Source organism: Mycobacterium basiliense, assembly GCF_900292015.1.
Lineage (GTDB): Bacteria > Actinomycetota > Actinomycetes > Mycobacteriales > Mycobacteriaceae > Mycobacterium > Mycobacterium basiliense.
This window is the reverse complement of sequence record NZ_LR130759.1, coordinates 1,643,350-1,661,745: the sequence shown is the minus strand read 5'-3', so window position 1 is coordinate 1,661,745 and position 18,396 is coordinate 1,643,350. Positions and strand designations below refer to the sequence as shown.

At 66.0% G+C, this 18,396-nt stretch carries 17 protein-coding genes; 2 read left to right on the top strand and 15 right to left on the bottom strand.

Annotated features, from left to right (window positions below; genetic code table 11):
- Positions 1-48: 48 nt before the first annotated feature.
- The 14 genes from MB901379_RS07130 to ctaD form a co-directional block, all read right to left on the bottom strand.
- Complete coding sequence (locus MB901379_RS07130; protein WP_408632368.1) at positions 49-1,254, bottom strand: THUMP-like domain-containing protein; 1,206 nt, start codon at positions 1,252-1,254, stop codon at positions 49-51.
- The gene (locus MB901379_RS07125) at positions 1,251-2,195 is read right to left on the bottom strand and encodes a class I SAM-dependent methyltransferase (protein WP_158019014.1); all 945 of its coding nucleotides are present in this window, start codon (positions 2,193-2,195) and stop codon (positions 1,251-1,253) included. The genes MB901379_RS07130 and MB901379_RS07125 overlap by 4 nt, the downstream gene beginning before the upstream one ends.
- Positions 2,196-2,367: 172 nt before the next feature.
- Complete coding sequence (locus MB901379_RS07120; RefSeq protein WP_158019013.1) at positions 2,368-3,123, bottom strand: enoyl-CoA hydratase; 756 nt, start codon at positions 3,121-3,123, stop codon at positions 2,368-2,370.
- Positions 3,120-3,968, bottom strand: a complete 849-nt coding sequence (locus tag MB901379_RS07115; protein WP_158015973.1) for an NUDIX hydrolase — start codon at positions 3,966-3,968, stop codon at positions 3,120-3,122. Before MB901379_RS07115 ends, MB901379_RS07120 begins: the two co-directional genes overlap by 4 nt.
- The gene (locus MB901379_RS07110) at positions 3,965-4,846 is read right to left on the bottom strand and encodes an ABC transporter ATP-binding protein (protein ID WP_408632367.1); all 882 of its coding nucleotides are present in this window, start codon (positions 4,844-4,846) and stop codon (positions 3,965-3,967) included. The genes MB901379_RS07115 and MB901379_RS07110 overlap by 4 nt, the downstream gene beginning before the upstream one ends.
- Before the next feature lie 80 nt (positions 4,847-4,926).
- Positions 4,927-6,414, bottom strand: coding sequence for a hydrogenase large subunit (locus MB901379_RS07105; protein ID WP_158015971.1), 1,488 nt, complete (start codon positions 6,412-6,414; stop codon positions 4,927-4,929).
- A complete protein-coding gene (locus tag MB901379_RS07100) occupies positions 6,414-7,880 on the bottom strand; it encodes a proton-conducting transporter transmembrane domain-containing protein (protein WP_158015970.1) in 1,467 nt (488 codons plus the stop codon). Before MB901379_RS07100 ends, MB901379_RS07105 begins: the two co-directional genes overlap by 1 nt.
- Complete coding sequence (locus tag MB901379_RS07095; protein WP_158015969.1) at positions 7,880-8,542, bottom strand: hypothetical protein; 663 nt, start codon at positions 8,540-8,542, stop codon at positions 7,880-7,882. Before MB901379_RS07095 ends, MB901379_RS07100 begins: the two co-directional genes overlap by 1 nt.
- A gap of 4 nt (positions 8,543-8,546) precedes the next feature.
- Positions 8,547-9,497, bottom strand: coding sequence for a respiratory chain complex I subunit 1 family protein (locus tag MB901379_RS07090; protein ID WP_158019012.1), 951 nt, complete (start codon positions 9,495-9,497; stop codon positions 8,547-8,549).
- A 5-nt stretch (positions 9,498-9,502) separates the two neighbouring features.
- Positions 9,503-11,458, bottom strand: coding sequence for a proton-conducting transporter transmembrane domain-containing protein (locus tag MB901379_RS07085; protein ID WP_232022092.1), 1,956 nt, complete (start codon positions 11,456-11,458; stop codon positions 9,503-9,505).
- A 17-nt stretch (positions 11,459-11,475) separates the two neighbouring features.
- Positions 11,476-11,955 (bottom strand): NADH-quinone oxidoreductase subunit B family protein, encoded by a 480-nt coding sequence (locus MB901379_RS07080; protein ID WP_158015967.1) that lies wholly within the window; start codon positions 11,953-11,955, stop codon positions 11,476-11,478.
- Between the two features lie 10 nt (positions 11,956-11,965).
- Entirely contained in the window at positions 11,966-12,310 is a 345-nt protein-coding gene (locus MB901379_RS07075; protein WP_158015966.1) for an ArsR/SmtB family transcription factor, read from the bottom strand.
- Positions 12,311-12,472: 162 nt separating this feature from the next.
- Positions 12,473-13,708, bottom strand: a complete 1,236-nt coding sequence (serB, locus tag MB901379_RS07070) for a phosphoserine phosphatase SerB (RefSeq protein ID WP_158015965.1) — start codon at positions 13,706-13,708, stop codon at positions 12,473-12,475.
- A gap of 25 nt (positions 13,709-13,733) precedes the next feature.
- Positions 13,734-15,479 (bottom strand): aa3-type cytochrome oxidase subunit I, encoded by a 1,746-nt coding sequence (gene ctaD / locus MB901379_RS07065; RefSeq protein WP_158015964.1) that lies wholly within the window; start codon positions 15,477-15,479, stop codon positions 13,734-13,736.
- Between the two features lie 193 nt (positions 15,480-15,672).
- Between ctaD and MB901379_RS07060 the strand changes: the two genes are divergently transcribed.
- Both MB901379_RS07060 and MB901379_RS07055 read left to right on the top strand, forming a co-directional pair.
- Positions 15,673-16,752: an iron-siderophore ABC transporter substrate-binding protein gene (locus tag MB901379_RS07060; protein WP_158015963.1), complete on the top strand. Its 1,080-nt coding sequence runs from the start codon at positions 15,673-15,675 to the stop codon at positions 16,750-16,752.
- Between the two features lie 141 nt (positions 16,753-16,893).
- Positions 16,894-17,934 carry an NAD(P)-dependent alcohol dehydrogenase gene (locus tag MB901379_RS07055; protein WP_158015962.1) on the top strand — a complete coding sequence of 347 codons (1,041 nt, stop codon included), beginning with the start codon at positions 16,894-16,896 and terminating at the stop codon, positions 17,932-17,934.
- On the opposite strand, the gene MB901379_RS07050 is transcribed toward MB901379_RS07055, so the two are convergent.
- A complete protein-coding gene (locus MB901379_RS07050) occupies positions 17,923-18,315 on the bottom strand; it encodes a DUF3349 domain-containing protein (protein ID WP_174237001.1) in 393 nt (130 codons plus the stop codon). The genes MB901379_RS07055 and MB901379_RS07050 overlap by 12 nt on opposite strands.
- Between the last annotated feature and the right edge of the window lie 81 nt (positions 18,316-18,396).

The following is an 18,396-nucleotide window of genomic DNA, read 5'->3' as shown; positions in this document are numbered from 1 at the left end:
GGGGCAGTGGCGTCGCAAAGGGTTGACCGCCGCCAGCGTACCCGGACGCTACCGCGAGGGGCAGCAAACGAATACCGCTGCGTGACTGGCGCGCCCCGAACCGATACGGGTGATGACCACCGACAGCGGTCGGCTGCCACGCGGCCGCAGCCGTCTGCGCAGAGCGTCGGGGTCCACCGATACGCCTCGAACCAGGATCTCCAACGCTCCGCAATCGAGTGCGGACAGGACCCGACGCAACCGACGCTCCTCGAAGGCCAGCTGCTCGAGTACCTCGAAGCCCCGCACCCCCGCTGGCAGCCGGTCACCGGAGAGATAGGCGATGTCGGGATCGAGTTGCCACAGCCCGTGCCGCCTCGCGTACTGGCGCACCAGGCCGGCTCGGACCACCGCGCCGTCGGGATCGACGATCCATCGCCCGGCCGGCCGCACCCCGCAATCATCGGGCTCGGTATCGGTGATCTGCTCGCCGCGATCGAGAATGCTGGCTCGGCGGCGCACCCCCGGTTCGGCCAGCCCGAGCGACCACAGGCATGCCTCCCGAACCGAACCGCGGTATGACGTCACCTCGATTTCGCCGTCGAAGCCCAAGCCGCTCAACTGGTCGAATGCTAGTCCGGGAGCACATTTCACCACGAGTTGCCGGCCGCGGTAGGTATCCAGCAGCGGGCCCAGCGCGGGCCGGTAATCGGCGGGGCTGAAGCGCCGCCGGCCGTCGCTGCGACGCGCGGGATCGGCGACGACGACCGCATCCCGCGTCACCGGGCGTAACGCGTCGGCGCGGCACAGATCGGCGTCGGGGCCCAGATTGTGGCGCGCCATCAGCAGCCGTACCGGGTCGAGGTCGCTGCCGAGCACCCGAGCCGATACCCGGCGCAGCGCGGCCACCTCGGTGCCGATGGAACAGGTCACGTCGTGCACCACCTGGCCGGCCAGCCGCTCGGCGCGGTGGCGCGCCACGACCGCCACCGTGGCCTGCTGCAGCGCCGTGTCAGTGAAGAGCCAGTCCGCTACATCGTCGAACTCGCCCAGTTGGCCGAGCTTCTCGGGGGCACGTCGCCGCAGCAGCGTCGTTTCTACCAGGACGGCGGCGCGATTGCCGAATCGGGCACGGATCGCAGCGATATCGGCAATGCGGGTGTCATCGGTCAGTGCTAACTCGGCGACCTCTCGCAAGGCCGCGGCACCAGATTCCGACCGCAGGTAGCCGACGTCGTCGGTGCTGAATTCCAGCCCTGTGCAGTCCCCGCTCAGGAGGGTTTAACCCCGGTGATCATCACGTTGTAGAACCAACCCTTAGGCGCAATGTGCCGCCACACGTTGGCGTCCAGCCAGCTCAGCGCCTTCCATCCATTGAACGCGAACTGCGCCCAACCCCAGCCCAGCCGCCCGGGCGGCACCGAGGATTCGAAGGTGCGCACGGGCCAGCCGAACATGGCGGCGCTGAATTCTTCGCTGGCGGTCTCCACGGCAACGGCGCCCGCGTTGGTGGCCATCCGCTCCAGCTCGGCCGGGGTGAAGGTGTGCAGGTCGACGACCGCCTCCAACGCCGCGGCCCGCGAGGATTCGTCGAGCTCGGCCTGCGGTCGCCGCCAACCGCCCAGGCCAGGGAGTTTGGTGACGGTGGTGGCGATGCGCCAGGTCAGGGTGGACAGCGTGCGGGCATATTCGTTGCCGACCGTAGTCGGCTCGCCGGCGAACACGAACCGGCCGCCCGGCTTCAACACCCGCATCACCTCGCGCAGCGATAGCTCGACGTCTGGGATGTGATGTAACACCGCATGCCCCACCACCAGGTCGAAGGTGTCGTCGTCATACGGGATGCCCTCGGCGTCGGCCACCCGACCATCGATGTCGAGGCCCAGTGACTGCCCATTTCGGGTGGCGACCTTGACCATGCCCGGTGACAGATCAGTGACCGAGCCACGCCGGGCCACACCCGCCTGGATCAGGTTGAGCAGAAAAAAGCCGGTCCCGCAGCCAAGTTCGAGCGCACGGTCATACGGCAGTTCGGCGCTGACCTCCTCGGGCACGATGGCGTCGAACCGGCCGCGGGCGTATTCGACGCATCTTTGGTCGTAGGAGATCGACCACTTCTCGTCGTAGGACTCGGCCTCCCAATCGTGGTAGAGCACCTGAGCAAGCTTGCTGTCGTGCCGCGCGGCCTCCACCTGTTCGGCGGTGGCATGTGGCATCGGAGCCGCGTCAGCGGCGACTTCCGACTTCGGAGCCGCGTCAGCGGCGACTTCCGACTTCGGAGCCGCGTCAGCGGCGACTTCCGACTTCGGAGCCGCGTCAGCGGCGACATCGGGCTTCGCTACGGCCTCGTTGCCGGGAATTTGCGTAGTGCTCGTCATGGAGGGCAGCCTAACCGCCGTCGTGGTCGTCCCTGCCGGCACCGCCTTGAGCAGCGGCGAACACTTCGATATAGCGACGCTGTTCGGCGTCCGGTTCGGCGTGTACGACGCTGTTGATGACGGCCTTGGCCGCGGCCAGGGCCGTGGGCGGGCCATCGAGAAAGCGACGCGCCCATGCCACGGCGGCGTCGTACACGTCGTCGGGAGCCACCATGTGGTCGATCAGGCCCAGCGACAACGCTTCCTCCGCGTCAAAGAACCGCCCGCTGAACACCAGCTCCTTGGCCCGGCTGGCACCCACCACCTGAGTCAGGCGCGCCATGCCTCCCCCGCCGGGGATCAGCCCGGCCAGGATCTCGGTCGCACCGAACCGCACGTTGTCACCACTGACCCGCCAATCGGCCGCCAACGCCAGCGTGAGGCCGGCGCCGAGCGCGTAGCCGGTGATTGCGGCCACCGTGGGCTTCGGGATCGCCGCCACCGCCTCGATGGCCGCATGACGCAGCCGGGCCGCGGTTTGGGCCTCCGATACATCAAGAGTCCGCAGTTCGGGCATGTCATCGCCGGCGGAGAAGATTTCGTGACCACCGAACAGGATCACCGCGACGATGTCGTCACGACGGCCTACCTCCTCGGCCGCGGCGACGATTTCCCGGTAGACCTGACGGGTCATCGCGTTGGTCGGCGGTCGCGCGACGATCACCGTGGCCACACCGGCGGGTCCGGCTGGGCCGGCCGGGCCGACGACGCTGACGAACTCGCTCACAGCGGCCATACGGTCGAGCCGCCTGCGATTCGCGCCTGGTTGTAGCGGTCGGAGTCAAAAAACTCGATCTCCCAGTTGTCGCCCTTCAACTCCAGGTTGGGCTGGACCGGCACGATCGTGCGCTCGACGGCCAGCACGTCAGCCACGGTGCGGCCGCTCAGCGCGTCCAGCTGGGTCCAGGTCGGCGGCAGCAGGAAGGTGTGGCCGGCGGCGAAGTCTTCGATGGCTTGCCGCGGCGATATCCAATCCGCGCGGTCTGATTCGGTGTTCTCGCCGTCGGCACGCTGACCCTCCGGCAGCGCTCCCACAAAGAAAAAGGTGTCGTAGCGGCGGGTCCGTTCGGCTTCGGGGGTGACCCAGTTCGCCCAGGGCCGTAGCAGATCCGAGCGCAACACCAGGCTTTCGCGCCGCAGAAAGTCGGCAAAAGACAAGCTGTGATCGGCCAGTGCCGCCCGGGCATCGCGGTAGACCGACGCGTCGCGGACGATGCTGTCGGGGTCACCGGCCGGCCCGGCGAACAGCACCCCGGACTCCTCGAACGTCTCCCGAGCCGCGGCGCAGACCAGCGCTTCGGCCAGGTCGGGTTTGATACCGAAACGTTGCGCCCACCACAGCGGCGGCGGGCCGGCCCAAGCCCCCAACCGGCCCAGTTCGGCGTCGCGGTCGCGGTCATCGACGCCGCCGCCAGGAAACACCATCACGCCGGCGGCGAATTCCATGCCAGCGTGCCGTCGCATCAGGAACACCGACAAGCCGGCCGCCGAATCGGGCTCCGCGTCTCGAACCAGCATCACCGTTGCGGCCGGGCGCGGCACCAACGGCGGGTGTTCTTGCGTTGCATTCATAGCTGCCTCCGATGGGCTGCGCGGCTACGGACCCGCCGAGCGAAATATCGCCCATCGACGAACTCCACTGCGATCTGTTGACCGAACGCGATGGACAGGTTCTCGGCGGTCAGCACGTCGGGCAACAGGCCCGATGCCACCACCGCGCCCTCCGACAACAGCAGGCAGTGACTGAACCCGGGCGGAACCTCCTCCACGTGGTGGGTGACCAGAACTAGGGCGGGTGCGTCGGGGTCGGCCGCCAGATCGGCCAGCCGCGCCACCAATTCCTCCCGTCCACCCAGGTCCAGGCCGGCAGCGGGCTCATCGAGCAGCAGCAATTCCGGATCGGTCATCAATGCCCGGGCGATGAGCACCCGCTTGCGCTCCCCCTCCGACAGGGTGCCGTAGGTGCGGCCGGCCAGGTGTTCGGCGCCCAGGCTTTCAAGCATGTCGAGCGCGCGGCGATAGTCCATGTCCTCGTATCGCTCTCGCCATCGGCCCAACACCGAATAGCCAGCCGAGACGACCAGGTCACGCACCACTTCGTCGGTGGGTATCCGTTGCGCCAGCGCCGACGAACTTAGCCCGATCCGCGACCGCAACTCGGCAACGTCCACCCGGCCCAGTCGTTCGCCGAGCACGAAGGCGACACCCGACGATGGGTGCTCGGATGCCGCGGCGATGCGCAATAACGACGTCTTGCCGGCTCCGTTGGGGCCGATGATCACCCAGCGTTCGTCAAGTTCGACGGCCCAATCCAGCGGACCCACCAAGGTGCGGCCGGCACGGCGCAGGGCAACACTTTTGAAGTCGATCAGGAGGTCGGGGTCGGCCGCATCGTCGGGCACCCGACCATCGTGCCGTACCCCGCCACCGTTACGGCCCTCGGGTCGCAATATCCCGCGAACCTGCCGCCAGCAGACGCAGAATCGCATCAAGATCGACGATCTTGTGCGATTCTGCGTCTGCTCGGCCGTTACAGGTCATTACCGGCATAGGAGAGGTTGAAGCTCTTATTCGCCAGCGGAAAGTCCGGGACGATCGTGTCGGCCATCGCGACCGGCAATGCGGGCCAGTTGAACCATGACGGGTCGACGACCTTGCATCGGGTGATCATCCCGGATGCGTCCACTTCCACCCGCTGCACCACCGCACCGCGCCAACCTTCGACGATTCCTACCCCCGACTGCGCACCCGACGGCGGTGGTGGCGGGGCCACCCACCGCAGGGAGCCGCGGTGATTCTCGATCAAGTCGCAAGCCAGATCGACCGACGCCGCAAATTCGTCACGCCGAATCGTGTAGCGGGCGAGTACGTCCCCCTTTGCAGCACGCATCGCGGCGACCGGCAACGTGGTCGTCGGGTGATCGAGACGGGCATCGGTGGGGATGCCACTGGAACGCGCCACGTAACCCAGACACCCAAGAGCATGCGCGTCGTCGCGACCCAACACCGCGGTGTCGGCGAACCGGTCATAGACCACCGAATTTCGCAGCGTGAGTTCGCTGATCTCGGCAACGTCGGCAGCCAACGCCCGCAGCTCGTCGGGATCCGGAAGCTGTTGCAGCACAACGCCGCCAGGCCGGATAGCGCCACGCAGCAGGCGATGTCCGGTGACCCGGTGATTGATCCGCAACACTCGTTCCCGCACGCCCTGCGCATGGGCGTTGGCCAAGCCAAACCCCACATCGTTGGCTAGCGCACCCAGATCGGTCACATGGTTGTAGAGCCGTTCCAGTTCGACCAGCAGAGCCCGCAGCCGGTGCACCGGGTCGGGCGCATCGAATCCCAAGGCATCTTCGACGGCCAGGCTGTAGGCGAGACAGTGTGCGGCCGAGCTGTCACCGCTGATTCGTTCGGCGAGCGCCACGGCATCGGTGGCGCTGAAGGCATTTCGCCCCTCGAAGAGCTTCTCGATACCGCGGTGCACGAACCACAATCGCGCCTTAAGGCGCAGCACCGATTCGCCGATGACCGAGAAGCGGAAATGCCCCGGCTCGATCAAACCGGCATGGACCGGTCCCACCGGGATTTCGTACACCCCGGGTCCCTCGACGGTGACGAACGGAAACCGTCCCACGGTGGCGAACGGCGGCGGCTGACCGGCGTTCTGGCGCATCGGATGCCAATCTTGCGGCCAATGGGCGTGCCGCACCAACCGGCGTGGTTGTGGATGTCCAACTGGCTCAACGCCGTACAGGTCCATCATTTCCCGCTCGAAGCGGCCCGCCGGGATGGACAGATGCGCCAGCGACGGGATCGACGGACTTCCCGCGCCGATGGTCAGCGTCAGCTCGACTCGACGGTCCGGATGTCCGGCCACCAGCAGGTACACGATTCGCAGCGCGCCGACGTCGTCGTGGGCGGCCACCAGGGCTAACCGATAGCCGGCGGCGAACAGCTCCTGCACCGAATCGGCGAGTTCATCGCCGGATACCGGGTGGCGGACCGTCTTGCTCCCCATCAGCCCGCCCCGAGCTGACCGGCGGCCGCCCCGAACCAGCCGGCGAGCGGGCCGGCCGTCACCCCCAATACGATGCATGCCAATACACCCGCCACCAGCGCCGTCGCCACGGTGGCGGGCGCCGCGATCCGCGGGGCACCGACGGTCGGTGCGCCCAGCAGGATCCGCCGCGCGTTGGCGACCAAGGCGGCGAAAGCCACCACCATCAACAACAACGCGATGCCAAGCGCCCAGGCCAGGCCGGCATCGGCCAGGGACCGAGCGATCGACACCTCGCTGGCGAACATCGCGAAGGGTGGCAACCCGAGCAGCACGATGACGCCGACGGCGAACGAGACACCGACCAATCGGGACCGCGACAGCACCGCCGTGATATCGGCGATGGCCGTCGAGTCATGCGCGGCCTGCAGCTGCCCGCCGGCCAGAAACAGCACCGTCTTACCGATGCCATGTGCAAGCACATGCAGTAGCAAGGCCGCGATCGCCAGCCTGGTGCCCGCGGCCGCCGCGATCGCGATGAGGCCCATATTCTCCATCGACGAGTACGCCAGCATGCGTTTGAGATCCGTGACGACACTGAGCAATAACGCCGCAATGAGCACCGTCGCGAGCCCAACGGTCAGCAGTCCGGAGCGCAAGAAGCCGGGTCCGACCGCGGCGTCGATGATCGGCCGGAGCCGGATTAGTACCGAGAATGCCACCGAGAGCAACACGCCGCTCAGCATCGCGGAGACGGGCGCCGGCGCCTGGCTGTGCGCGTCCGCCAACCAGCCGTGGAACGGAACCAGACCCACCTTCGCCCCGTATCCGACCAACAGCAGACCCGCGGCCAGTCGGGTAACGGCCGGGTCGAGATGCGACGCGCGGGCGAGCAAGACATCGAGGTTGAGCGCGCTAGCACCGGCGGGGCCGGCATGTCGAGCCGCGAAATACAGCATCACCGTACCCAGAAATGCCACCGCGATACCGACCGAGCAGATCACCACGTACTTCCAGGTCGCCTCCAATGCGGTGCGGGTGCGTCGATGGCCAACCAAAAAGGCGGTAATCACCGTGGTGGCCTCGACGGCGACCCAGATTATCCCGATGTTGTTGGCGGACACCGCAACAGCCATGGCCGCCAGGAACGCCGGTGTCAGAGCTCCGTAGAGTCGCGCGTCGTGACGATCGGTATGACCGTGTTCGAGTTCCGCATCGAGGTATCCGATGCTGGCCCAAGTTGCCAGGGTGCCGACGACACCGATGACGACGAGCATGATCACCGACAACGCATCAACGCGCAGCAGACCGCTCGCTGCCAGGTGCGGTCGTGCTGCCGTCTGAACACCAAGAGCAATCCCAGATCCCAGCACAGCCACTGCAGACAGCACGGTCAGCGCCGCGGTCCAGCGGCGCCAGCCACCCACCAGCGCCAGTACCGCCGCGAGCGACGGGGCCAATATCGGGACCACAATCAGAAAAGACATCAGTCTCGCAATCTCTGCAGCCGGTCCAAATCGGTGCCGCCGAACTCCCGCCGCAGCCGTCCGGTGAGTACACCCAGCACGATCAGCGCGAAGAGGATGTCCAACGAGGCCCCCATTTCGACGATCAACGGCACCCCGGCGGTGAGTAGGAACGCTGTAGCCGCGATCCCGTTGTCCAGCATAAGAAATCCCGCCGCCTGGGAGATGGCGTGCCGCCTGGTCACCATGACGAACAGGGCAATCAACACCACCGCCAGGCCACCCGGAGCGGCGCTGACGGCCGCACTGGAATCCAGCTCTACAACGGATCGGGTGACCGCGAGCGCGACGACCGTCAAAACCGCCGCGACCAGTAGCGACGCGGTTGTGTTGACCAGCGGCGTCGCCTCCCGCGGCAGGTCCTCTTCGGCCCCGAGCGCACGGGCTAGCAGCCACGGCAGCAGCCCGGCGCGTAGCGCGAAGAGTGCGACGCCGATACCGACGAGTTCCCAATCACGAAAGTGAACGCCAAGAATTATCGGTATCGCGGCCAGCGCGACGCCTTGGGCCGCGAGCAACCGTACAATGGATCCCAAATCGCGGCGCCAGACGATCAACACCGCGGCCAGCAGCAGACCGCCCGGCGCCAGATCGAGGACACCCGCGTAATTGACATCGGTCATCGCATCACACCTGGGCCGTAAAGAAATTGGCCGACGTGACGGCCAACAGCGCCAGCAGGAAGGACCCGGCCAGTAACTCGGGCACCCGGAATAGCCGCAGCTTGGCGATGAAGACTTCCGCGCCCGCCAACGCGACGGCAGCAACGGCCACCTTGATTCCGATCACCGCGATACCGACCCCGATGCCGATCAGACTTGGCCGCTCACCCGCAATGCCCCATGGCACAAAAAGATTCGCTAACAACGCCAGCAGAACGGTAAGCCGCATCCCGCTGGCCCACTCGATGACGGCCAGTCGTGGTCCGGTGTACTCGAGCACCATCGCCTCGTGCACCATAGTCAATTCCAAGTGGGTCGCCGGATTGTCCACCGGAAGCCGTCCGGTCTCCGCGACCACGACGATCACCAAGGCGACGAAGGCCAGGATCCCCGCGATCGATACCACCTCCGCGGGGTTGTCAACGCTAAAAGCAACGATGGCCCCTAGATTGGCTGACCTCGCCGGAATGGACAACGCGAAGACCGCCAACAGAATCGTTGGTTCCACCAGGGCGGCGATGGCGATCTCCCGACTGGCACCCATGCCGCCGAAGGATGTGCCGGTGTCGATTCCGGCCAGCGTCAGCGCGACGGTGCCCAGGAACAGCAGCCCCACCACCACGAACAGATCGCCGACCGGGTCCAGCGGTGAACCGGTGGCAACCAGCGGTGCGATCGCGGCTGTCAGCAAAGTGGTGGCCGCCAGCACCGTCGGTGCGATCGCAAATACCGATGTGGTTCCTTCGGGGACGACATGTTGCTTGCGCAGCTGCTTGCGCAAGTCTCGCCAAGGCTGTAAAACTCCCGCACCGCAACGTCCTTCAGATCGCGCACGAACTTGCCGCATCAAGCCGATCACCAGCGGCGCTCCGAACATGACGCCACCGATCTGTGCAGCACCGGCCGCGGCGGACATGACGTTCATCGTGCGACCACCAACACGATGAGCACACCGAGCGCTCCATAGCCGAGGTAGAGATGCACACTTCCGTTGTGCGCGAATCTGATGGCTTGGGCGCACCACGACAGGGCGCGCAATGCCGGCGCGTAGAGGCGTTGCTCGACGGCGTCGGTCACCTCGGCGCGATAAGCAATCTTGTCTATGTGATAGCGGGTTCCCTCCAAATGGGTTACCTCGATGCCGGTGTCGGGCCGCAGCAGGTCATCGAAAACGCGTTGCAGCGGCTGGGCAAAGGACGTCGCCGTGTACTGCATGCGTGGCGTGAGTTCGTCTGCACCGCAAGCCCATAGCGGCGCGGTCACCGTGCTCGGTCGATGACGTACGCCCCAACGGGCCAGGACGACCACGATCAGCATGGCTGCGGCCAGGGCCGCGGCCAGCAAGGTGGGCGAGATGGATCCGTCGATACCGGGCAACCGCAGCACCACGCCCAAATCGGTGAGTTCGGCATTGCTGGATGCGGGCAGGGTATCCAGCACCGACTGCAGGGTTGCGGTGGTGACGAACGGCGCTATTGCGACGACGGCACAGCCGATGGCGGCCACGGCCATACCGATGAGCATGCTGACCGGAGCTTCGCGCGCCAGCTGCGCTGCCTCCGACCGTGGCCGCGCCAAGAAGCCGGTACCGAATGCCTTCACCATCGCGGCCACGCCCAGACCCGTGGTCAGTGCGACCGCACCGACCCCCAGCGGCGTCACCAGGCCGACGATGGTGTTGTGTTCGGGTCGCGCGTGAATCAGCGACTGCACCAGCAGCCATTCGCTGACAAATCCCGCACCCAGCGGCAACCCGGACGCGCCCAGCGCGGCAATTCCGAAAAGTACTGTGGTGTATGGCATCCGGCGGGCCAGACCACCTAGCCGATCCAGGTCGCGCTGTTCGGTGGCCAAAAGAACCGATCCGGCGGCCAGAAATCCGAGGCTTTTGAATGCGGCGTGGGCGACCAGGTGCAACAGTGCGGCGGTCATCGCGATGATGGCGGCCGCCCCGGCGCCGGCCGCGGACAGCAGCGTGCCCGCCCCCAGGGCAAGGGTTACCAGCCCCATGTTTTCAATCGTCGAATATCCCAGCAGCCGCTTGAGGTCGGTGGCCACCGACGCCTGCAGCACGCCATACACGGCGGAGACGGCGCCGACCGCCAGCAGTGTCACGCCCCACCACTGTGGCCCCGGCCCGAGCAGCTGCAGATCGACTTTGATGACACCATAAATACCGAGGTTGACCATGGCGGCACTCATCAATGCCGATACCGGACTTGGCGATTCCGGGTGTGCCCGCGGCAGCCAGGCGTGCAGAGGCAACAGGCCCGCTTTGGAGCCGAACCCCAGCAGTGTCGACACGAATACGAAGCCGCGAACTCCATCCGATGACACGGTCATCTCGGCGAAGCGATTCGTCCCTGCCGCTGCGGCCAGCACCGTCATTCCCAACAAGATGGTGGCGAAGCCCAGCTGCGTCATGACCGCGTAATATCCCGCGGCCGAACGAACCTCGGCACGGGAATGATTCGTTGCCACCAGGAGGAGTGAGGTAATCGCCATTACCTCCCAGACCAGCAGAAAGGTGGTCACCGAACCCGCGGCGGGTACCAAAAGCATGGCCGCGACAAACACCGGGAGGGTTATCAACGGGGCGGCACCCAAGCGCTCGCGGCGCGCGTATCCGATGCCATAGATGCCCGCGGCGACGGCCACGGCACCGGTAACGGCGATGAAGAAGCCGCCGAGTCGGCCGACATCGAGATCCACCCCGATCAGCGGCACCAACCAGGATAGGCGAACCTGCGGCAGCACCCCAAAGACCGCAGTGAGCCCCAGCAGTACACCGCATACACCGATAGCGGTGGTCACTGCGCCACTAGCTACAGCGCCAATATCATTGCGGGACAACGCAATATTGCGGGCCGAAGGCACCCCAGCCGGACTTGGCGTCACCGCCCTGTCACCGACCGCAGGGCAGCAACCACCTGGTCGGGCGTGGGCGGACAACCGGAAACCTCGACGTCAACTGGAACCACCTCGCGGACCGCACCCACCACCCCGTACGCGTCGGCAAACACGCCGCGGTTCAACGCGCAGTCACCGCAGGCGATGACCACGCACGGTTGCGGCGTAGCCGCCAAGGTATTGCGCAGTGGTTGGGCCATATTCCGGGTTACCACGCCGGTGACGAGCAGCGCGTCCGCGTGCCGCGGCGAGGCCACCAGGCGGGCACCGAATCGCTCGGCGTCATAAACCGGCCCGAATGCCCCGGAGATTTCCACCTCGCAGCCGTTGCAGGAACCCGCATCGACGTGGCGCACCTGCAACGACCCGTGCACTCCTGTCGGCGGTGCGACCGCCGGTGCCGGACCCTCCCCCAGCGGTTCGGCCAGCCGACCCATCCGCACGATTCTGCTGATCCACCCCATGAGTGCGTCCCTAGTTGTCCGCGCCCGCGCGGCCGGCGCGCAGATCCTCGAGCATCGCGACCTGGCCGCTGAGCATTCCGGTCAGCACGCGGCGCGCGACGGCCATTAGTTCAGCGATCAGGGGCGACGTGATCGAGTAGATCACCGTATTGCCGTCCTTGCTCGCCGTCACCACCCCCGCCCGGCGCAGCACGCCCAGCTGCTGGGACAGGTTCGACGACTCCAACCCCACTTCGGGCAACAGCTCGGCAACCGTGTGGTCGCGCTCGGACAGCAGCTCGAGAATCCGCACCCGAGCCGGGTGCCCGAGAGTCTTGAAGAACTCGGCCTTGAGCTTGTACAGCGGCTCCGACACCCGACCTCGCTTAAAGTTCCATCAATTTAGCAATTGAAAACTTTATCAGGCATTGTGCTCGCGCGCCCCCCGCGAGCAGACGCAGAATCGCACAAAATCGAAGATTTTGATGCGATTCTGCGTCTGCTCGGCCGCCGCGCGGCACCCCGGCTCAGGTGGGGGCTATTCCTCGGGAATTTCGACGCGGCGCATTACACCGTCGACGGTGTCGGCGGCTTCGATCTCACCGCGGGTGACGCCAAGGAGAAACAGCACGGTATCCAGGTAGGGATGGCTTAAGGACGCGTCGGCCACCGCGCGCAACGCGGGCTTGGCGTTGAACGCGATGCCCAGGCCCGCGGCGGCGAGCATGTCGATGTCGTTGGCACCGTCGCCAACCGCGACGGTTTGCTCCATCGGCACCGCAAAAAGCTCCGCGAAGTCACGCAGCGCCGCCGCTTTACCCGGCCGATCAACAATGGGGCCAACGACGCGACCGGTGAGAATCCCGTCGACGATCTCCAGCTCGTTGGCGGCGACGAAGTCCAGGTTCAGCTCCTGCGCGAGGGGCTCGATGATCCGCCGGAAGCCACCGGAGACGACCCCGCAGCGAAAACCCAACCGCTGCAAGGTACGAAGGGTGGTCCGGGCACCGGGCATAAGTTGCAGCTGGGCGGCGACATCGTCGACCACCGTGGCGGGCAATCCGGCCAACGTGGCCACCCGCTGGTGTAGCGACTCCGCGAAATCCAACTCGCCGCGCATCGCTGCCTCGGTAATCGCCGCGACCGCACCCTCGGCGCCCGCTCGAGCCGCCAGCATTTCGATGACCTCTCCCTGAACCAACGTCGAGTCGACGTCGAACACGATGAGTCGTTTGGTGCGCCAGGCCAAGCCGTAGTCCTCGACGGCTACATCGACGCCCTCATCGGCGGCCACCCGCGTCAGGGCCACCTGCAACGGATCGTAGACCCCGTCGGGCACCGAGACCCGTAGTTCCAGGCCGGTCACCGGATAGTCGGAGACGCCGCGGATGAAGTCGATGTTGACGCCCAATGAGGCCGCTTCCTTGGCCACCGCGCCGAAAGCGCGGGCGGTGACCGGGCGGCCCAGCACGAAAATGGTGTGAGTCGACGGCTGCCGGATGACGGGCACGTCGGCGCTGCGCTCGACCGTCACATCCAGTCCCACCTCGTGGATGGCGGACTCGACATCGCCACGCAACCCGGGACCGTCGGCGACCTCCGGCGGACAGGACACCAGGACACCCAGCGTGAGACGGCCACGGATCACGACCTGTTCGACGTTGAGCAGCTCGACACCGTGCTTGGCGAGCACCTCGAAAAGCGCAGATGTCACACCCGGCTGATCGATGCCGGTGACCGTGATCAGCACCGACACTTTGGGTGACGCGGTCACCCGCGGCTGCCGCCCATCCAAGCCATCAGGAGGAAACGCCTACGTCGTCCACCTTGGCGACGTCGCTGCCCTTCGGACCGTGGTCACGACCCACGTGAGCCTCGGCGCGAAGCCGCTCCACCATGTGCGGGTAGTGCAACTCGAAGGCCGGGCGCTCCGAGCGAATGCGTGGCAGCTCGGTGAAGTTGTGCCGCGGCGGCGGGCAACTGGTCGCCCACTCCAGCGAGTTGCCGTAGCCCCATGGGTCGTCGACGGTGACGACCTCGCCGTAACGCCAGCTCTTGAACACATTCCAGACGAACGGGAACATCGACACTCCCAGGATGAATGCCCCGATCGTCGAGACGACGTTGAGTGGCTGGAAGCCGTCGGTGGATAAGTAGTCCGCGTAGCGACGGGGCATACCCATGTCACCGAGCCAGTGCTGCACCAGGAAGGTGGTGTGGAACCCGATGAACGTCAGCCAGAAGTGCAGCTTGCCCAAACGTTCGTCGAGCAGCCGGCCGGTCATCTTGGGGAACCAGAAGTAGGTGCCGGCGAAGGTAGCGAACACGATGGTGCCGAACAGCACGTAGTGGAAGTGCGCGACCACGAAATAGCTATCGGTCACGTGGAAGTCCAACGGCGGGCTGGCCAGCAGCACACCGGTCAGGCCACCCAGCAGGAAGGTGACCAAGAAGCCGATGGAAAACAGCATCGGCGTCTCGAAGGTCAACTGCCCCTTCCACATCGTGCCGATCCAGTTGAAGAACTTGATCCCGGTCGGCACCGCGATCAGATAGGTCATGAACGAAAAGAACGGCAGCAGAACTGCACCTGTCGCGAACATGTGGTGTGCCCACACCGCCACCGACAGCGCGGCGATGGACAACGTCGCATAGACCAGCGTGGTGTAGCCAAAGATCGGCTTACGCGAGAACACCGGGAAAATCTCGCTGACAATCCCGAAGAACGGCAACGCAATGATGTAGACCTCGGGATGGCCGAAGAACCAGAACAGGTGCTGCCACAGCAGCACACCGCCGTTGGCCGGGTCATAGATGTGGGCGCCCAAGTGACGGTCGGCGGCCAGCCCGAACAGCGCCGCTGTCAGCAGCGGGAACGCGATCAGAATCAGGATGGATGTCACCATGATGTTCCAGGTGAAGATCGGCATCCGAAACATCGTCATGCCGGGCGCACGCATACAGACCACGGTGGTGATCATGTTGACGGCGCCGAGGATGGTGCCCAGACCGGCGACGATCAAGCCGATGATCCACAGGTCGCCGCCGGGGCCGGGTGAGTGGATGGCGTCGGTCAGCGGGGTATAGGCGGTCCAGCCGAAATCGGCGGCCCCACCCGGGGTGATGAAGCCGGCCATACCCAGCGTGGCGCCGAATAGGAACAGCCAATACGAGAAGGCGTTCAACCGCGGGAACGCCACGTCGGGGGCGCCGATCTGCAGCGGCAGCACCAGGTTGGCAAAGCCGAACACGATTGGCGTTGCGTAGAACAACAGCATGATCGTGCCGTGCATGGTGAACAGCTGGTTGAACTGCTCATTGGACAGGAACTGCAGGCCGGGCGCGGCCAGCTCGGTCCGCATCAACAACGCCAGCAGGCCGCCCACAAAGAAGAAGACGAAGCAGGTGACGGTGTACATGATGCCGATCACCTTGTGATCGGTGGTGGTGAGCAGCTTGTAGACCAGGTTCCCCTTGGGTCCCATGCGGGCCGGATACGGGCGGATGGCCTCGAGTTCTCCCAAAGGGGGCGCTTCGGCTGTCAACAGCTCCTCCAAACATCCACGACGGGCAGGGCCGCAGTACGCAACACTGAGTGGAATCTTAGCCCCCGATCAGGCGGCCGTCAGGGCTGGTCCTACAAACTGTCGTAAATGCCGGGCGGGTGGTGCCCGGCCGCTCGGGCAGACCGCCTGCAACTGGGCGGATGTTAACGTCGAACGCGTGCAAAGGAACCGGATGCGACGGGCTTTGGCGGTCGCATCGCTGGCCGTCTTGATCCTCACGTGCGCCGGCTGCGGCGGCAGTCGGCCCGCCGCGAAATCGGCTCGCACGGTGGTGACCCCCACCACCCAAATCGCGGGGGCCGGGGTTTTGGGAAACGATCGCAAGCCCGACGAGTCGTGCGCGCGCGATGCGGCCGCGGCCGATCCGGGGCCCGCTACTCGGCCGGCGCGCAACGTCGCGGGCGTCGAACCGGACACGGCCCAAGTGCCAGCCGAGCCGCAGCGCATCGTGGTGCTCTCCGGCGACCAGCTGGACGCGCTGTGCGCGCTGGGCCTGCAAGCGCGGATAGTCGGCGCGGCCCTGCCGGCCGGCTCCTCGACCCAGCCGTCCTACCTGGGCCAGACCGTGTACGACCTGCGCGGGCTGGGCAACCGCAATGCCCCCGACCTGAACGCCGTTGCGGCGGCTCATCCCGATCTGATCCTGGGTTCGGTGGCGTTGACGCCGAATCTGTACCCTCAGCTGGCAGCGATCGCCCCCACGGTGTTCACCGCCGCGCCCGGCGCCGCATGGGAGGACAACTTCCGCAGTGTCGGCGCCGCCACCGCCCGCAGCGGCGCGGTAGAGGCCTTGCTCAGTGGATTCACCCAGCGGGCCAGACAGGTGGGGACCAAGCATGACGCGACCCATTTCCAGGCGTCGATCGTGCGGCTCACCGCCACCACGATGCGGGTTTACGGGGCCAGTAACTTCCCGGCCAGCGTGCTGAACGCGGTTGGCGTGGATCGCCCGGCATCGCAGCGGTTCACCGACAAGCCGTACCTCGAGATCGGCACCACCGATGCCGACCTCGCCAAGGAGCCGGACTTCTCCGCTGCCGACGCCGACATCATCTATGTGTCCTGCGCATCGACTGCGGCCGCCGAGCGCGCGGCAGCCGTCCTCGACAGTGCCCCCTGGCGCAAGCTATCGGCCAATCGCGATAACCGGGTCTTCGTGGTCAACGACGAGATATGGCAGACCGGCGAGGGTTTGATCGCCGCCCGGGGCATCGTCAACGACCTGCGCTGGATCAACGCGCCGATAAACTGAAGCGTCGACCCCTTCGCCTCTGGGGTCGCTGTGAGCGGGTCTTAAGCAGTGGGTGACCGAGCCCACGCTGACCCAAGAACTTAACTTAGCTAATCTTTACAATGGCTTTGCATGCCCACCCAACCTCAGAGGGATTCGCTTATGAGCACTGTTTCGGCATACGCCGCCACGTCGGCGACCGAGCCGCTGACCAAAACCACGATTGACCGTCGCGAGCCCGGCCCGCATGACGTGGCGATTGACATCAAATTCGCGGGGATCTGCCACTCGGACATCCACACCGTCAAAGCGGAGTGGGGGCCACCGAATTACCCCGTGGTGCCCGGCCACGAGATCGCCGGCGTGGTGACCGCGGTGGGATCCGACGTAACCAAATACCAGGTCGGCGATCGGGTCGGCGTCGGCTGTTTCGTGGATTCCTGTCGCGAGTGCAGCAGCTGCCTGGCCGGCATCGAGCAATATTGCAAGCCAGGAGCCAACTTCACCTACAACGCGGTCGGCAAAGATGGCCAGCCCACCCAGGGTGGCTACAGCCAGGCAATCGTCGTCGACGAGAACTACGTCTTACGCATCCCCGACGCCCTGCCGCTGGACGCCGCAGCACCGCTGCTGTGCGCGGGCATCACGCTCTACTCGCCGCTACGGCACTGGAATGCCGGGCCCAACACCCGGCTCGCGATCATCGGTCTGGGCGGTCTGGGCCACATGGGCGTCAAGTTGGGCGCGGCGATGGGCGCCGAGGTGACCGTGCTGTCCCAGTCGTTGAAGAAAATGGAAGACGGGTTACGACTGGGCGCCAACCACTACTACGCCACCTCCGACCCGGACACCTTCCGCAAGCTGCGCGGCAGCTTCGACCTGATTCTCAATACCGTGTCAGCGAACCTGAACATGGGCGATTACCTGAATCTGCTCGACGTCGACGGCACACTGGTCGAGCTGGGCATCCCCGAGCACCCCATGGACGTGCCGGCATTCGCCCTGGCGCTGATGCGACGCAGCCTGTCCGGGTCGAACATCGGCGGGATCGCCGAGACCCAGGAGATGCTGAATTTCTGCGCCGAACACGGCGTCACTCCCGAGATCGAGTTGATCGAGCCGAATTACATCAACGAAGCCTATGAGCGGGTGCTGGCCAGCGACGTGCGCTACCGCTTCGTCATCGACATCTCACAGCTGTGAGGCAACCCGATCGGCCGCCTCGGCGTCATCCTCATCGGGAGGCTCGGCGCTGACGTCGATGCCCGCCAGCGGCCAGCCGGCGGCGGCCAGCGTGCCGGCAACCCGTTGGATGTTCTCCGGCCCGGCGTCGTGGTGTGTTACGCCCGTGATGAATTCCGCGATCTCATCGCGGTTGATCACGCCATTGGCCGTGGCCGCTGACCCCTCCGCGGTGATGTCGCGCACCACCTGCCGGATCTGTTCCTCGGTCAGCGGTGTGCTGCGCAGCAATGCGAGCAGCGGGACCCGGTCGGGACCCGGAACGCCGTTGGGGTAGCCGACCTGCAGCCACTGAACCACCGACCGGAGAAAGTGGGGGTGAGAGGGGGGGAATTTCGCCACCCCACCAGTGTCACGTTAGGCACCGCGCCCGCGCCACCGTGGCGTCGTACCGTGCGGACAATTCATGCGCCGTTCACGGTC

Excerpts from the sequence above, each read along its gene's own strand:
- MB901379_RS07125 (WP_158019014.1), bottom strand. The coding sequence starts at position 2,195 with ATGCCACATGCCACCGCCGAACAGGTGGAGGCCGCGCGGCACGACAGC.
- MB901379_RS07115 (WP_158015973.1), bottom strand. The coding sequence starts at position 3,968 with ATGAATGCAACGCAAGAACACCCGCCGTTGGTGCCGCGCCCGGCCGCA.
- MB901379_RS07105 (WP_158015971.1), bottom strand. The coding sequence starts at position 6,414 with ATGGGGAGCAAGACGGTCCGCCACCCGGTATCCGGCGATGAACTCGCC.
- MB901379_RS07100 (WP_158015970.1), bottom strand. The coding sequence starts at position 7,880 with ATGTCTTTTCTGATTGTGGTCCCGATATTGGCCCCGTCGCTCGCGGCG.
- MB901379_RS07095 (WP_158015969.1), bottom strand. The coding sequence starts at position 8,542 with ATGACCGATGTCAATTACGCGGGTGTCCTCGATCTGGCGCCGGGCGGT.
- MB901379_RS07090 (WP_158019012.1), bottom strand. The coding sequence starts at position 9,497 with ATGTCCGCCGCGGCCGGTGCTGCACAGATCGGTGGCGTCATGTTCGGA.
- MB901379_RS07080 (WP_158015967.1), bottom strand. The coding sequence starts at position 11,955 with ATGGGGTGGATCAGCAGAATCGTGCGGATGGGTCGGCTGGCCGAACCG.
- MB901379_RS07060 (WP_158015963.1), top strand. The coding sequence starts at position 15,673 with ATGCGACGGGCTTTGGCGGTCGCATCGCTGGCCGTCTTGATCCTCACG.
- MB901379_RS07055 (WP_158015962.1), top strand. The coding sequence starts at position 16,894 with ATGAGCACTGTTTCGGCATACGCCGCCACGTCGGCGACCGAGCCGCTG.